At 58.0% G+C, this 15,442-nt stretch carries 12 protein-coding genes and 1 pseudogene; all 13 read left to right on the plus strand.

Annotated features, from left to right (window positions below):
- Positions 1-105: 105 nt before the first annotated feature.
- The 13 genes and pseudogenes from BDD21_RS14810 (at position 106) to BDD21_RS14870 (ending at position 15,362) form a co-directional block, all read left to right on the plus strand.
- Positions 106-1,212, plus strand: a complete 1,107-nt coding sequence (locus BDD21_RS14810; RefSeq protein WP_120797796.1) for a DegT/DnrJ/EryC1/StrS family aminotransferase — start codon at positions 106-108, stop codon at positions 1,210-1,212.
- Positions 1,213-1,810: 598 nt separating this feature from the next.
- Positions 1,811-2,284 (plus strand): annotated as a pseudogene (locus BDD21_RS14815) (DUF29 domain-containing protein).
- Positions 2,285-2,497: 213 nt separating this feature from the next.
- Complete coding sequence (locus BDD21_RS27490) at positions 2,498-2,677, plus strand: hypothetical protein (RefSeq protein ID WP_147431092.1); 180 nt, start codon at positions 2,498-2,500, stop codon at positions 2,675-2,677.
- Positions 2,677-3,873 carry a hypothetical protein gene (locus BDD21_RS14825; protein ID WP_120797798.1) on the plus strand — a complete coding sequence of 399 codons (1,197 nt, stop codon included), beginning with the start codon at positions 2,677-2,679 and terminating at the stop codon, positions 3,871-3,873. Before BDD21_RS27490 ends, BDD21_RS14825 begins: the two co-directional genes overlap by 1 nt.
- Positions 3,874-5,413: 1,540 nt before the next feature.
- Positions 5,414-6,556: an HpcH/HpaI aldolase/citrate lyase family protein gene (locus tag BDD21_RS14830; RefSeq protein ID WP_120797799.1), complete on the plus strand. Its 1,143-nt coding sequence runs from the start codon at positions 5,414-5,416 to the stop codon at positions 6,554-6,556.
- A gap of 34 nt (positions 6,557-6,590) precedes the next feature.
- A complete protein-coding gene (locus BDD21_RS14835) occupies positions 6,591-7,493 on the plus strand; it encodes a peptidase (protein WP_120797800.1) in 903 nt (300 codons plus the stop codon).
- Positions 7,494-7,553: 60 nt separating this feature from the next.
- On the plus strand, positions 7,554-8,510 hold the full coding sequence (locus BDD21_RS14840) for an aldo/keto reductase family protein (RefSeq protein WP_211335065.1): 957 nt from the start codon (positions 7,554-7,556) through the stop codon (positions 8,508-8,510).
- On the plus strand, positions 8,510-9,907 hold the full coding sequence (locus BDD21_RS14845; protein WP_120797801.1) for an MmgE/PrpD family protein: 1,398 nt from the start codon (positions 8,510-8,512) through the stop codon (positions 9,905-9,907). The genes BDD21_RS14840 and BDD21_RS14845 overlap by 1 nt, the downstream gene beginning before the upstream one ends.
- Before the next feature lie 17 nt (positions 9,908-9,924).
- Entirely contained in the window at positions 9,925-11,064 is a 1,140-nt protein-coding gene (aepY, locus tag BDD21_RS14850; protein WP_147431094.1) for a phosphonopyruvate decarboxylase, read from the plus strand.
- Positions 11,065-11,220: 156 nt separating this feature from the next.
- On the plus strand, positions 11,221-12,567 hold the full coding sequence (locus tag BDD21_RS14855) for an ATP-binding protein (protein ID WP_120797803.1): 1,347 nt from the start codon (positions 11,221-11,223) through the stop codon (positions 12,565-12,567).
- A 64-nt stretch (positions 12,568-12,631) separates the two neighbouring features.
- On the plus strand, positions 12,632-13,423 hold the full coding sequence (locus BDD21_RS14860; protein ID WP_211335066.1) for a WbqC family protein: 792 nt from the start codon (positions 12,632-12,634) through the stop codon (positions 13,421-13,423).
- A gap of 181 nt (positions 13,424-13,604) precedes the next feature.
- Complete coding sequence (locus tag BDD21_RS14865; RefSeq protein WP_120797805.1) at positions 13,605-14,957, plus strand: class-II fumarase/aspartase family protein; 1,353 nt, start codon at positions 13,605-13,607, stop codon at positions 14,955-14,957.
- 96 nt (positions 14,958-15,053) lie between these two features.
- Positions 15,054-15,362: a hypothetical protein gene (locus tag BDD21_RS14870; RefSeq protein ID WP_147431095.1), complete on the plus strand. Its 309-nt coding sequence runs from the start codon at positions 15,054-15,056 to the stop codon at positions 15,360-15,362.
- Positions 15,363-15,442 lie beyond the last annotated feature (80 nt).

Consider the following 15,442-nt stretch of genomic DNA (forward strand, 5'->3'; position numbering starts at 1 on the left):
TACCAGGTTTCCGGAGAAACATGTCCCGACAAGGTGCGACTTAAGTCGCCTAAAGGCTTGGAAATCACCTTTTCCGTCCCGTCGTATAACCATCGATCCGAAATCATGTCCACAAAGCCGATCTACGTCACCCAGCCCGTCCTGCCGCCGCTCGAGCAGTTCATCCCGTATCTCGAGCAGATCTGGGAGAACAAGATTCTCACCAACAACGGGCCGTTCCATAAAGAGCTGGAGCGCTCCCTCTGCGAGCGTCTCGGCGTCGAGCATCTCGCCCTGTTCGCCAACGGCACCCTGGCATTGGTGACCGCCCTACAGGCGCTTCGGATCACCGGTGAGGTCATCACAACCCCGTTCTCATTCGTCGCCACGGCACACTCCCTGCTGTGGAACGGCATCAAACCCGTCTTCGTCGACATCGATCCAAAGACGCTCAACCTCGATCCCATGCGCATCGAGGCGGCGATCACCCCGCACACCACGGCGATCCTGCCGGTCCACGTCTACGGCAACCCATGCGATGTCGAGGCCATTCAGCGCATCGCCGACGACTACAACCTCAAGGTGATCTACGACGCCGCGCATGCTTTCGGCGTTCAATGTCACTGCGGCAGTGTTCTGAGCCACGGGGATCTGTCTATTCTGAGCTTTCATGCCACCAAGGTCTTCAACACCTTCGAGGGCGGAGCGATTATCTGCCCGGACGCTAAGACGAAGCAGCACATCGATCACCTCAAGAACTTCGGCTTCGTCAGCGAGACCTGTGTCGTGGCGTCCGGCATCAACGGTAAGATGAACGAGATGCAAGCCGCGCTCGGCCTCCTCCAGCTCAAGCACATCGACCAGGCGATCGAGCGCCGCAGAGTGATCGACACCCGTTACCGCGAGGCCCTGCGCGGGGTCCCCGGTCTGCGCTGTGTCGAGCGTTCCGGCCAGACGGTCGACAACCACGCCTATTTCCCGATCCTGGTCGATCCCGATTACCCGCTGAGCCGTGATGCCCTCTACGAAAAACTGCGCGACCAGGGCATCCACGGAAGGCGTTATTTCTACCCGCTGATCTCGGCCTACCCCATGTACCGCGGCATGCTCTCCGCCCGACCGGATAATCTGCCGATCGCCGAGGAGGTTGCCCAACGCGTCATTTGTCTGCCGATCTATCCTGCACTCAGTGATGAAGACGTCGATCGCATCATCGACATCATCAAGGGATAAAGCGCATAGGCCGGATTCGGGCCGTTATCGCTGGCTAGGCTGGGTACTCAGCGCTGTTGCACTTGATCGCGGCGTCTGTTCGTGGTGTCCCCGCAAGCAGTGGTTATTAGCCACGGAAGCACACGGAAGTACACGGAAAAAGGAAAGGCGCGCTAGAGAAGCCAGTTCCCCGGATCACTGATAACGTTCTCTTCCACTTCCGTGTCTTTCCGTGTCTTTCCGTGGCAAAAAACCCGAAAGAGTTTGGCCGCTGAAGGACACGCAAACACGCGGATTAGTAGTCAAGTTCTGATCGTTCCGTGAATGTTCGTGTGATTTATCGGCGCATGCTTCAGCCTGACGCGTCGACGCGGTGGTCGGGAAAGTCGCCACCCCGATGATCGACGATCTCCTCCCGGAATCTCGCTATCGACAAATGACCGCCGAGCTTCATCAGAAGAGCCCCTCCTCAGAGGCGACAACTGGACCGGCGGCGTTGCGAGGCTCGGCATTGTCTGCCATAGGCCCAAGCCAGGGAGCTGTAGAATGTGCCACTCGCGCGCTCTCAAAGTTTGCTAATGTCATCGTCGTCACAACCGACGCAAGGTATTCAAAGGCCATGAGCAACCATTCCACCCTCTACGACCAAGACTTCGACCGTTGGGCGAAGAACCAAGTCGAGCTGCTGCGGCAAGGCAGGGCCAAAGACCTCGATATCGAACACCTGATCGCGGAGCTCGAGGACATGGGCAAGGGCAGCCTGCGCGAACTGGAAAGCCGCTTCATCATCCTGATCGCGCACCTGCTTAAATGGCAGTACCAGCTCCACACCCTGGCCGAGCAATGGCAAGCCTTCGAAGGCAAGAGCTGGCGCAAGACCATCATCGAAGAACGCGCCTAACTCGGCTTTCTGCTCGACAAAGTGCCGAGTCTGAAGACTTCGCTCGAGCTGGCACGCCAAGAGGCATACCCCGCCGCGAGACGCCTAGCGATCAAGGAGACGCGGATGCCGCCGGAAACCTTCCCGGATGTCTGTCCTTACACCGCAAGCGAACTGCTGGACGAGGACTTTATGCCCGCGGATTCGAACTAACTCATAACCATGGACGCTACCACCGAAATCGCTGACTGCCCGCCGCATGACGCTGAGCCCGCGAACGGCCGGGTCTACCGATGCGCAAAGTCCAATCCGCCCACGATGCCCGATATGCAGACCCATGCGGAAAAAGGGCTGTCACCCAACGCGGACCCATGCTTGCGGCGAGCCCTTTCGGTCTTCCGGAGTCGGGGCGACGCGGAGCACCAGATGCGACTCTTTCGACGCTGGAAACGCCGCTTTGTCCTTACCGCCGACCTCGATCATCGGCATGGCAAGGCTAAGCCAACCAGCGGCCAGCAACCCACCCATACCAGTTGGTGGCCAGCACCCACGCTGTCGGTCGACGACCGCGCCGCCCTGTTCAGCCTGAGCTGCGAGGTGTCCTGATGGCCTGGCACGATCTTGCTGAACTCCAGGCAGTCGAACTGGTGCACATTGGTGCGCTGCAGCCCATTGAGGTGCTCTACCAATTCGAGCAGCCCTGCATCTTCACCGCGACCATCCCCTCGGGATCCTTGGTTCTCGCCTACCTCGTGGAAGAGCTTGAGCAGGATGAGCGGTTTCGCTACCTGCTGGCCACGACGGCAGCCAAAACGGTAGAAGACCTGAAAACCGGCGCCATCAGCGTTCGCGAAGCCTTGCTCCGTGGGTCGCTCTGGCTTGCCGATCTGGGCATCGATGATTTAGTGCCGAAGCAGGTTTTCAGCCTCAGCGCAGACCAGCTCCCAACCGATGCCCTTCCCGAGCCGGGAACCATGCTGCTGCCCTCACTGGAACCCGTGCTGCGCGTCAGATTGCATGGCGAGCAAATCAAGTTCGGCGCCTTACCTGCACCTGTGCTGGCGCACGCGGCGGAAATTGCCAAAACCGCGCTCAAGCCAATCTATGAGTGGCTGGCCAGAAGGCCCAGGGCAGACCTGCAAGGGCGACCGCCGGAATGGCTGCGCGACCTCTACAGCTTGCAGATTCAGCATCTCTCGCCGGGTAGTCTCGAGGTTGGCTTGAGGCTACCCGGATCGGTGGACACTGACTCCACCGATCTTTTGGCTAAGGTCGATGGCGTCAATGACGTCCAGGACATTCGAGCGCAAGGATGGGAGCTCCTGCGGCAAGGTCTGGACTGGGCGACATCCGACAATCAAGATGATCGCGATCTTGGCGAAGCCGCTCCAGCCATTCTGGACTCACTTCGCCGTCTGGCGCCGACGAGCAGTTCCAAGGGTCCAGTGACCGCGGTCGAGGTCTCCGGCGCCATGCTCGGTCATTACGCCAAAACCTACAGCCTCACCCAACAAACAACGGCACGGATTCGAACGATACTGACCCAAACCGGTAAGACGCAGGAAACCTTTCTGCGGGTGTTCGAGGGGCGAATTCGAAGCCTTGACCTGGACTTGCTGCGCTTTATCCTGCGCAACCCGTACACGGGCGTCGATGAGGTGCAGTTCCTGCTGGATGACGAGCGTTTTCTCGAGGATGCCAAAGAGGCCTACTATCAGGAACTGCCCGTCAAAATTGCAGGCCGCAGTCTCGATGAGAAAAGCTGGACGGTAGTCGACCTCGAGTTTGCAGCGGTCCGGTAATACGCTTCCACGCCACCAAGGTGTTCAACACCTTCGATGGCGGTGCCATCGTCTGTCCCAACGCCAAAACCACTTGCCACATTAAAGACTTGAAGAACGTCGGTTTGGCCGGCGCGAACCGCGTCATCGCCACGGGCATCAACGGCCGGCGCTACTTCTACCCACTGATCTCGGATTCTCCGATGGGCCTCGCACGTAAGCCTGGCCACCCACAACATCAGTCGCTCGTGACATTCGCTCTGCGGTGTCACGCATGCCCCTGGCGCTCTGCGCCACGTGCCACGATGGCAGGAGTTACGAGCCATGCCTTTCGATGCCTCGAGCATTAGACCGGCCACCCAACCTACAAGGACTCGTGACACCGCAAGGACTCCCGTGACACCGCAAGGACTCGTGACACCGCAAGGACGCGTGACACCGCAAGGACGCGTGACACCACAAGGACTCGTGACACCGCTCCGCGGTGTCACGCATGCCTCAGGCGCTCTGCGCCACGTGCCACGATGGCACCGGGTGGCCGCGGGTGATTGCTCACCCGCGGCTCCCACAGATCCGGACGTGCCCAACTCGGGCATCCGGCTCCTCAGTCTAAGCAGATGCTACACCCCGTCGTGGTGGTGCACCCTGACACCACGAGGCATCTCGCTCGTGGGTCTCGATCGCACGCTTCTGTCGTTGTGTTGAGAGGACGATGCGGCTCGATGTCCGCGCCCTCGTTCCCTCCAGAAGCTGCCCAGACCGGTCGGCCGCTTCCCTCCCACGGGTCCTCTGGGGCGAGTTCCCCGCGCTCAACGGTACTATCAGCCGACTCTGACTGCTCAGCCGTCATCACGCCGCACTTCGTTGCCTTCGTTTGGCGCTACCTTGCCGTCGGTCCTGTTCGCTCCCGTCGGCCGGACCAGCGCCGTCGGGCCGGGGCGGCTTCTTACGCGATGCCCGCGCCGCGTCTCGAGCAAGGAGCAACTGAGCGCTCCCGGGTTCCCGGACGACCCGTGCGGACATGCCCTGCTCTCAGACCCCGGCGGAGTCTCGACATCAGGCCGTTACGATGCCGAAACTGTTGCCTTCCGGTGTTCCGAATACGTCGGCTCCGCTGAACTCAGTAACGGGGCTCCATCACATGGCCTGCACGCCCCCTGTGTACGCTTCGCAGGCGGGATCGCTCCCGCACCACGCAACACTCGGTTCCGGTGGATGGCCACTCCTTACCGGCTCGGGACTTGCACCCGGTGGGTCGCAAAAAGGAGTTTCCGATTCGCCTATCCGTTCGCTATCTTCCTCTCCTTCCAGGCTTTGCCTGGCGCAACGGAGTTACGAACAAGGTCGGATTGCCGAACAGGCGGCGGCCGAGACCGAGATTCCCGGAAAGAAGCGGTTATGGCGGTGGATCAAGAAAGTCGCCATCCCAATGATCGACGAAATCATCCCTGCGCAGACGGGATGCCAATTCCCGGAAACCACCTTAAACGGAATCGATGCCCAATTCTTCCGCTCGTGAACGAGCGAAGGGTACTGAGGGACACGAGGACATCACCCAAAGATGAAACACCACCAACACAAATCCGCCTTCCCCTTCGTCCGTCCCCCGGTCGAATTCGACAAGCACACCGACAAGCAGCTCCTCCAATACTGTCTCGGCGGCACGCTCTACATGCCCGGGACCAAGGATATCCTCGACAAAATCCTCCGCCGAGATCTCCAGGATCTGACCTCGATGGTGATGTGTTTCGAGGACGCGATCTCGGCGGACCAATTGCCGCAGGCGGAGATCAACGTCCTTCAACATCTCGACCGCCTCGCCGCAGCCGTCGCCTCCGGTGAGCTCGCTCTAAAGGATGTTCCACTCATCTTCCTGCGCGTGCGCAACACCGCACAGTTCATCACGTTTTCAAGCCGGCTCAGCGTTGCCCAAGCCGCAGTGCTCACCGGATTCGTCTTTCCCAAGTTCTACAGCCAAAACGCCCACCTCTTTCTCGATCAGTTGCGGACGTTAAACGAGACACTGGGTGTTCTGCTCTACGGCATGCCCATCTTGGAAGGTCACGCCATCGCCTATGGCGAAACGCGCAACTCCGAGTTGATGGCACTCAAGGCCATCCTCGACCCATTCAAAGACCTCATCCTCAACGTCCGCATCGGCGGGACCGACTTCTCGGCCATTTTCGGGGTCAGGCGCGGCATCAATACCTCGATCTACGATATCCTCCCGGTGCGTGACGTTCTTACGGATATTCTCAATTACTTCAACCGGGCCGACGCGGGTTACACCATTTCGGGGCCGGTGTGGGAATACTTTCTGGCGGACACCGCCATCGATATCGACGACGTCTTGGCCGAGAACATCCATCGCTCCCTGCTCAACCGCAACCCCATCCTCAACGAGGCGCTCGATGGGCTCCTGCGCGAGGTCATCTTGGACAAGGCCAACGGATTCATCGGAAAGACCGTCATCCATCCCTCGCATCTGAAATACGTGAATGCCATGCACGCCGTGACTCGGGAGGAGTACGAAGATGCCTGCCAGATCATCGACGCATCCGGCGGTGTGATCAAGAGTGCGAAATCCAATAAAATGAACGAGATCAACCCCCATCGCAATTGGGCACAGCGGGTGGCGCGGTGTGCCGATGCCTTCGGTGTCATCGAAGACGAATCCTGCTACCTTAAGCTCTGCCTGGCATGAGCGATCCCACCCCATACCCGAGCCGCAGAACACCATGGACAGCATGACCGCAACGCGCAACTTCCTCGGCACCCTTGGCCTGCCGACCGGCGACGCCTACGACCTGCCCACCTCCGACAAGCGCTTCGCCGACGGCGGCCAGTACCGATTCGAGGTCCCCGGCATTCAGGGACCGGCGGCCATGAAGGCACTGCTGGACGCGGTCGACGGGTACGGACTGACGATCCACCGGGTCACCCAGACCAAGGGCATCATGCTGCTCGCGGACGAAGACATTCAGGCCATGATCGATCTGGCCCGGACCGCCCGAGTCGAGCTGGTGCTCTCCGTCGGTCCGCGCGCGACCTACGACACCAGCGCCTCGGTGCAGACCCCGGAAGGCCAGCGCATGGGCTACCGCCTGCGCGGCCAAGAACAGATCGTGCGGGCCATCGAGGACATCAAGCGCGCCATCGCCATCGGGTGTCGCTCCTTCCTCCTCTACGATGAAGGCCATCTCTGGATCTTGAACGAGATGCGCAAACAGGGCGAGATCCCTCCGGAATGCCGCTTCAAGATCTCGGCGCACTGCGGCCACGGCAACCCCTGCTCGGCCAAGCTCCTCGAGCTCAACGGCGCCGACTCGATCAACCCGGTGCGCGACATCCAGCTCCAGATGCTCGCCGCGCTGCGCCAAGCGATCGCGATCCCGATCGACGTGCATACCGAAAACCCGGCGTCGTCCGGCGGATTCATCCGCCACTACGAAGTGCCCGAGATGATCCGCGTCGCCGCGCCCATCTATCTGAAGACCGGCGGCTCGGTGGCCAAATCGCACTCCTGGGACACCACGACGGAAGACGCCAAGCAACGCGCCAAACAGGTCCGGCTCGTCCGCCGCGTGATCGACGCTTACTACCCGGAAGCCGTCTGCTCCCCGGCGGGCTCTCTTCGGTAGCCGTCTCTTCCTAGTCAGTCCGCACCAGCACCAAAACCGATCGTTCGACGAGAAACCTCGATGGCGACACCCGTGCGACTCATCCTCGGCACCATGACCTTCGGCCCTCAGGTCGACCCCGAAGGCAGCAAGGCCATGGTCCGCCACTTCCTGGGACAGGGTCACCTCGAGATCGACACCGCCTATGTCTACAACGGCGGCGACAGCGAGCGCTATCTGGGCGATGCCCTGAAAGACGTGGAGTCCAGTCCGGTCAAGCTCGCCACCAAGGTGAATCCACGCATCACCGGCCGCCTCGATGCCGATGCGATACGGATGCAATTGACGGAGTCACTGACGCGACTGGGCCAAGACAGGGTCGATCTGCTGTACCTGCACTTTCCGGACCCCGGAACCCCGATCGAATCCACGCTCGAAGCCTGCGCCGAGCTGCATTCCCAAGGACGTTTTACCGCTCTCGGACTCAGCAACTTCCCGGCCTGGCAGGTGGTCCACATCTGGCACCTTTGCAAGGCACAGGGTTGGCCACTGCCGGAGGTCTACCAGGGCCTCTACAACGGTCTGAGCCGGAGCATCGAAGCCGAGCTCCTGCCCGCGCTCCGAGCGCTCGGCATCCGGTTCTACGCCTACAACCCCCTGGCCGGCGGCATCCTGGCCGGGAAATATGCCAGCTATCACGACGAGCCGACCCCCGGGCGCTTTACCTTCCGCCCGAATTACAAAGCCCGATACTGGAAAAAGCCCTTTTTCGACGCGCTCGACATCCTCGCCGAGACCTGCAAAGCGTCACAGGTCAGCTTGGTGGAGGCTGCCTACCGCTGGCTCGCCTGGCACTCGGGCCTCGATGGAGCAGAGCGAGACGGCGTGATCATCGGCGCGTCGAATCTCGCCCAACTCGAGCAAAACATCCAGATATTCGCGCAGGGGCCGCTCCCGGATGCTGTCGTGGCGGCCTTCGATACCGCCTGGGAAGCCGCTAGGCCGGACGCGCCCGAGTATTTTCGGACGTCTGTCTGATGCCTGCAGAAGCCTATCGTTCCGCATGTGATCCGATGACCGATAACCTGACACAGCAGTTTGTTGCCCGCCTCCAGGTTTTAGCCGATGGCAGATTGGCCGGTGCTGAGATCCAACAGGCAAAACGCTGCCTTCTGGACTATATCGGTGCAGCACTGGCTGGCGCGGCGATCATTCGTCCGCAGGCTGAGAAGCTCTTGGCACACGGCTACGAAACAAAGGGCGGTTCGACGGTCATCGGTTTCGGCGCAAGGGCGGGACTAGAAACCGCAACCCTTGTGAATGGACTGTCGTCGCATGTCGCGGAAATGGATGACGGCGTCCGATTCGGAATGATTCATCCGGGATCGCCCATCTTCTCCTGCTTGCTGCCGGCTGCCGAACGCTATTCGGTCCAGGCGAGCGATCTCATCAAAGGCATCGTCATTGGCTATGATGCCGCACTGAGGCTCGCGAGCGCGATCCAGCCATCGCACTACCAACGTGGATACCATCCAACGGCCACTTGCGGAACAATCGGCGCGGCCATGGGCCTCGGCGCGATGTTGGGATTTGATCCTCAGGAGATGGGATCGACCTTCGCCGCTGCCTGCGTGTCCGCATCGGGAAGCCTCAAGGTCGTCGATGACGGCTCCGAGTTGAAGCCCTACAACGCCGGCCGCGCAGCAGTTGTCGGATTGTTGTCCGCACAGATGGCCCGCGCAGGCTTCGGCGCTCCGCCGGATGCCCTGTCCGGTGAGGCTGGATTCCTGGCGATGATGTGTGACGGCTACGATGTGGAACGGCTCATCGAGCCATCCTCCGCCGGCTTCTGGATCCATCAGGTCTACGTCAAACCCTACGCTGCCTGTCGTCACGCACACCCCTCGATTGAAGCCTGCCTGCGTCTTCGCGAGCGGATTGATCTAAACACCGATCAGATCAGCGGCATCCGAGTGACAACCTACAAAGGGCTGGTCGGAAGACATGACCACCGGACGTTCACCAATGTTGCATCGGCAAGAATGAGCATTCCGTATGGGGTGGCGGTCGCTTTGGTTTATGGACGAGCGGGCATCGGCGAATTCACGGATGAAACCATCAGTAATCCAACGGTCCGCGCACTCGCATTAAAGGTCGAAGTCGTGTCGGACGATGCATTCACCGCCTGGGTGCCTGAAAAACGTGCGGCACGAGTCGAAATCACCCTTAAGGATGGGACTGTCTACGAGGATCTGGTCGAGTATCCAAAGGGTGAGCCTGAGAATCCAATGACCGATCGTGAGTTAGAAGACAAATTTTTCGCCTTGTCCGAGTATGGTGGACATGGGCCGGAGTCGTCCCGGATGATCGTCGAAACTGTTTGGAACCTCCCCGACAACCTTGAGCAGTTCTTCAGTCAGCTTCGTCATTGTTGAAGGAAAAGAGCACGACCATGATCAACCTGACCGAGTTCTACACACTTCTAAAAAATGCCGGCGTGGACTTCGTCACCGGTGTCCCCGATACCTTGCTCAATGATTTCTGTCTCGGCCTGAATGCGCAATGGCCTGGTCACCGGCATGTCATCGCTGCGAATGAAGGTAATGCGATCGCACTGGCAACAGGGTACCATCTTGCAACCGGTACCGTGCCACTCGTCTATATGCAAAATTCCGGTATGGGAAATGCCATCAATCCATTGGTCTCCTTGGCGGACCCGGCGGTCTATGGGATTCCGATGGTCTTGTTGATCGGATGGCGCGGTGAACCTGGGTCCGGTGACTGGCCCCAACATCAACGCCAAGGCGAGCTTAGTCCGATTCTCCTCGACGCCCTGCGCATTCCATACCAGGTACTGGACATCGACGAGACGCGAGTACATGAAGCCGCCCAATGGGCTGTAAGCACCGCCCGTGCGGCAAGTCAGCCTACAGCGTTGCTAGTGAAAAAAAACATTTTGGCGCGTAAAGAAAAAGCAGGTTTTGACATGGAGGAACAACAATATTTGCTGAGCCGGGAGGATGCGATACGGACGATAATCTCCAGTGCGCCAGAAGACACGATCTACGTTGCCTCCACCGGGCGAATCACTCGCGAAATTCACGCTATCCGGGACGCTTTGGGCCAGCCTCACGACCGTGACTTCCTAAATGTCGGGGCAATGGGGCACGCGCTTTCAATCGCCGCGGGCATCGCCGTCGCGCGCTCCGACCGTCACGTTATGTGCATTGATGGGGATGGCGCGTCAATCATGCACCTTGGTTCGCTCCCTGCCACCGCTCACATGCTACTCCCGAACCTCATCCACGTAGTTTTGAATAATGGTGCACACGAATCCGTTGGCGGACAGCCGACTGCAGCATTCTTTGCCGATCTTACCGGCATCGCAACAGCATCCGGGTACGTAACACTTCAAAGACCAATCACAACACATTCTGAGATAACGTCTAACCTAACTCGGCTTATGAAGAGGGAAAAGACTTCCTTTCTGGAAATAAGAATAAGGAAAGGCATGCGGACAAATACTCCAATTCTTAAGATCAGAATTAAAGATGATAAGCGAACGTTCATGCAGAGCCTTGCCGCTGAATGACTATTCGGCGAAGAACTCCATCCGATGAAGGATTCATAAAGATTTTCAACGCACAGATCGGAGACTCGATTTTTTCGATCCGCAGATCTTCTCAGGTCAGTCTCCTTTTGTATGACTACTCATCAGCTTCAATTTTCACAGGATTAAGAATCTCCGATGAGCGATATTGAAGGGAAGAAACTCCTGATTCTCGGCGGCGCGCCGATGTGGGTAGATATTGTAAAGGCGGCACACGCTTTGGGTGTGCATTCCACTGTTGTAGACTGGCATAAAGATAGACGGCTTTCACCCGCTAAACTTCTAGCCGATAGTAGCTATGATATCAGTATTTTCGATGTTGACGCTCTGTTGGAAGTGATAAGCAAAGATAAGATAGACGGGGTCCTGACCGGATACACTGATATTGTACTTGAGCCTTACGTGGCTCTATGTCATCGGGCCGGACTTTGGTGTTATGGTACTCCAGATCAGTTTACTCAATTAACCGACAAATCGAGGTTTAAGGAGTTATGTAAGATATGTTCGGTGCCGATCATTGATGGAATAACAGTAGATTGCGAGAATTTAGAGGAGGCATATTCTTATAGCGATTACCCGCTCGTCATTAAACCATCTGATAGCTGTGGTGCACGAGGGATTCGGCTCGTAAAAAATCGAAATGAACTTTCACAGTCTATTGATTACGCCGCCATTTATTCAAAATCCAAGAGATATATTATCGAACAGTTCTTAGATCATAAGATGGAGTTTATGGCATGCTATACCATTTGTGATGGGGAGATTGTTCTATCTGCGCTCTGCGATCGATTTAAAAGCTACGAGATACCTGGTTTTAGCGCCGTTCCTTTATGTCAGTACTTCCCCTCTATTCATATCGACCGATACCTGAGCGAGGTGGATGAAAGCGTGCGGCGTCTGGCGAATTATATAGAGCTTAAGAATTGTTATTTATCAATCCAAGGCTTTGTTGACTCAGATCGATTTTATGTGAACGAGGCTGGTTTTCGTTTAGGAGGCGGACAGTTTTACAACTTCACCGAGTATGTCAATGGGACGAATAGTTTAAAGAGATTGATCAGGTATGCGTTAACCGGAAGAATGCTATCTCGAGATGATAGCCTTACCTTTGACAACAGCAGATTTGATAAAGTTTGTGGTACGGTTTTCGTCAATGCCATGCCTGGCGTGATACATGCGATCGATGGATTGGATGTCATTGCAGAAGAGAACCCGGAAGTAATACATGTGATGCAGCAGGCCCAGCCGGGTGATCGAATAGAATCCACGGGCTCACTCAATCATGTTATTGCCAGGATAAAGATAGTGGCGGTAGACGAGCGTAACTTTGCGGAAGTTGTAAGGAGAGTAATGGCCAGGTGTCGCGTGACTGATTCTGAGGGCAATTCGATGTTGATGAAGCCGCTTGCTTTCAACGCGGATAATTATCCTTTAGATGGTTCAAGTAACGAACCAATATCGTTTTCGGAGAAAGAACTTTTGTGATTTCATTACGATGAACAGAGTTTCCGTGTATCGTGTTTCAGAATAAGGTCGGGTAACTATTACGATGAGCGTTCAAGACATTCTTACATACAGGGATGGCTCTGAATCTCGGCAGAAAGGCTGCGGCAGTGACATTCGTTGTATTCTGTCGGAGGGGCAGCGAATGCGAGTTGCGGTTATGCAGCCATATTTTTTTCCCTACATCGGTTATTTTCAGTTGGTGCGGAACGTTGACTGGTTTGTGTTCTATGACGATGTCAGCTATATAAAGGGCGGATGGATTAATCGAAATCGTGTATTGGTCAACAGCAAGCCGAGCTATTTTACGGTGCGGGCGAGTGGCGCAAGCCCAAATAAGCGGATTACTGATGTCGGCTGGATAGACAATTCGACCCAACTGCTTCGCACGCTACACATGGCCTATGCTAGGGCCCCTTTCTATTCGGAGACCTTGAAGCTTGTGGAATCCTGCTTTGAGTGTGCAGGTTCGACGATTGCCGATCTTGCTGCGACAAGCGTAAGGATGATATCGGAGCACCTTGGAATCACGACGCGTTTCACGCGATCCAGCCAGCAGTTTTCGGATAGTCTCGGTATGGAGCGCGTGCAGCGACTCGTTGCCATTTGTCATCAGACCGGATCTGCCACCTACGTCAATAGCAGCGGTGGACGGGCTTTATACAACAGAGCCGCTTTTCTTGAGCACGGCGTCGAGTTGCGTTTTCTGGCGGAGCATGTCGAGCCTTACAAGCAATTTGATGAGCATTTTGTTCCCAGTCTTTCTATCATCGATGTTTTGATGTTTAATCGGCGTGATCGTGTTTTGGAGATGTTGGACCGCGCGAGCTTGGACTGAACGGGCTCTAATAGTTCTGATGGTGACCGCAGCAGGGAAACTCTAGCTCGTTAAGCCGGCGCGGGGAATTTGCGACACTTTGAGCACATAACCAAGCGGAGCTTGTGAGGGAGTGGACGAGCCGACGAGTGAAACTTCTGAGAATGAACAGAGGATCTTTGTTGTCGTTACCAGGTGCTACATGACCTCAAGTCTGATTGACAGCCTTTACTTCGGCGATACCTTCGGCAATCCGGCGATGCGCCATGTCTTTTCGGACGAGTCGCGCTTTCGCTCTTGGTTGGACGTGGAGGCCGCGGTGGCGCGCACGCAGGCGCGGCTCGGCTTGATCCCGGTCGGCGCGGCTGAAGAGATCAGTCGAGCGGCGGTGATCGAGCGGCTCGATCTCGCCGCTATGAAGGAAGAATACGAGCGCGTCGGCTTCCCGATCCTGCCCTTGGTGCATCAACTGGCCAAGGCGTGCTCCCCGGAGTCGGCCCGCTGGGTCCATTGGGGCGCCACGACCCAGGACATCGTCGACACCGGCCTGGTGCTGCAGATGCGCGACGGCTTCGGGATGATCGAGCCGCAGATCGACGAGGTGATCGGCGCGGTGGCGCGCCTCGCCCGCGATCATCGCGACACGGTCATGGCCGGCCGGACCTTCCAGCAGCAGGCGGCGCCCATCACCTTCGGCTTCAAGGCGGCGGTGTGGCTTGACGAGCTGATCCGCCATCGCGAGCGCCTGTCCGAGATCAAGCGCCGTGCACTGGTGTGCCAGTTCGGCGGCGCCGTCGGGACCTTGGCGACGCTCGGTCAGGACGGGCACGCGGTTCTGGACGCACTGGCGCGCGAGCTCGGGCTCGAAACACCGTCCATCTCCTGGCATACGGCACGCGACGGCTGGGCCGAGGCGATCTTTTGGCTTGCGATGGTGGGCGCGACCCTGGCCAAGATCGCCACGGAGATCGCAACCCTCATGCGCACCGAGGTCGACGAGGTGCGCGAGCCTTTTGCCCCGGGGCGGGGCGGCAGCAGCACCCTGCCGCAAAAACGCAACCCCATCGCCTGTCCGATCATCATCGCCATCGGCAACCGTCTGCGCGAGTGCGTCGGAACGCAATTGACCGCCATGATCCAGGAGCACGAACGCTCCGTTGCGGGTCAGCCGTTGGAGTGGTTGGTGATCCCCGATGCCTTCGTTCTGACCTCCGGTGCACTGAAACAGGCCTTCGGCATCCTCGATCGTTTGACCGTCGATGCCGAGCGGATGCGCGCGAATCTGGACAGCGGCGGCGGTTTCCTGATGGCCGAGGCAGTCATGATGGGCCTCGCCCCGCACACCGGCCGCAACCAGGCCCACGACATCGTCTACGCCGCCGCCAGCCGCGCCATGGAGGCCGGCGACACCCTGCGCAGCGCACTGCGCGCCGATCCACTGGTCACCGCGCATCTGAGCGCGTCTCAGATCGACGCGCTCTTGGAGCCCGCCAACTACACCGGCTCCGCAGGCGCTATGGTGGATGCGGTGTTGGCGCAGGTGGAGCGGCGTTGAACGCTGTGGGCTACAGTGACTCCGGTGGCAACGGTCTCGCAGGATCGCAATTCACCGAGCTCGCCCGGTGGTCGACAACAACGTGAGAACATGCTCATGACTGACCTTGAATTATTCATCCAGTCGCATCGGGGCCGACCGACCTCGGCGACCGATTGGAGCGCGCGCAAAGAAAAATGGTTGAGGGAGCTCGGCAAGCTCCTTTCGGGTATTCAAGAAAAACTCGTTTCAGCCGGAGTGGCAAGTGAAGACATTTACTCGACCGAGCATTCCCTGAATGAGGAGTATCTCGGTCGATACGATGCGCCTGGCCTGGCCTGGCGATCCATATCGGAGGCAATGAGGTTGTTTTTCAACCAAAAGGCAGTCGGATTATGGGCGCGTTCGGGCGTGTGGATGTTCTAGGTCCACGTGGTCGCGCACGATTGATTGCCGATGTCGAAGATGGGGAGACAAGTCACGCACCCCTCGATCGTGAATGGCAG

Origin of the sequence: Thiocapsa rosea (assembly GCF_003634315.1) — a bacterium.
Classification (GTDB): domain Bacteria; phylum Pseudomonadota; class Gammaproteobacteria; order Chromatiales; family Chromatiaceae; genus Thiocapsa; species Thiocapsa rosea.

What these genes read in the sequence shown, in the direction of transcription:
- BDD21_RS14810 (WP_120797796.1), top strand. Translation starts at nt 106, where the DNA reads ATGTCCACAAAGCCGATCTACGTCACCCAGCCCGTCCTGCCGCCGCTC.
- BDD21_RS27490 (WP_147431092.1), top strand. Translation starts at nt 2,498, where the DNA reads ATGCGACTCTTTCGACGCTGGAAACGCCGCTTTGTCCTTACCGCCGAC.
- BDD21_RS14825 (WP_120797798.1), top strand. Translation starts at nt 2,677, where the DNA reads ATGGCCTGGCACGATCTTGCTGAACTCCAGGCAGTCGAACTGGTGCAC.
- BDD21_RS14830 (WP_120797799.1), top strand. Translation starts at nt 5,414, where the DNA reads ATGAAACACCACCAACACAAATCCGCCTTCCCCTTCGTCCGTCCCCCG.
- BDD21_RS14835 (WP_120797800.1), top strand. Translation starts at nt 6,591, where the DNA reads ATGGACAGCATGACCGCAACGCGCAACTTCCTCGGCACCCTTGGCCTG.
- BDD21_RS14840 (WP_211335065.1), top strand. Translation starts at nt 7,554, where the DNA reads ATGGCGACACCCGTGCGACTCATCCTCGGCACCATGACCTTCGGCCCT.
- BDD21_RS14845 (WP_120797801.1), top strand. Translation starts at nt 8,510, where the DNA reads ATGCCTGCAGAAGCCTATCGTTCCGCATGTGATCCGATGACCGATAAC.
- aepY (WP_147431094.1), top strand. Translation starts at nt 9,925, where the DNA reads ATGATCAACCTGACCGAGTTCTACACACTTCTAAAAAATGCCGGCGTG.
- BDD21_RS14855 (WP_120797803.1), top strand. Translation starts at nt 11,221, where the DNA reads ATGAGCGATATTGAAGGGAAGAAACTCCTGATTCTCGGCGGCGCGCCG.
- BDD21_RS14860 (WP_211335066.1), top strand. Translation starts at nt 12,632, where the DNA reads ATGAGCGTTCAAGACATTCTTACATACAGGGATGGCTCTGAATCTCGG.
- BDD21_RS14865 (WP_120797805.1), top strand. Translation starts at nt 13,605, where the DNA reads ATGACCTCAAGTCTGATTGACAGCCTTTACTTCGGCGATACCTTCGGC.
- BDD21_RS14870 (WP_147431095.1), top strand. Translation starts at nt 15,054, where the DNA reads ATGACTGACCTTGAATTATTCATCCAGTCGCATCGGGGCCGACCGACC.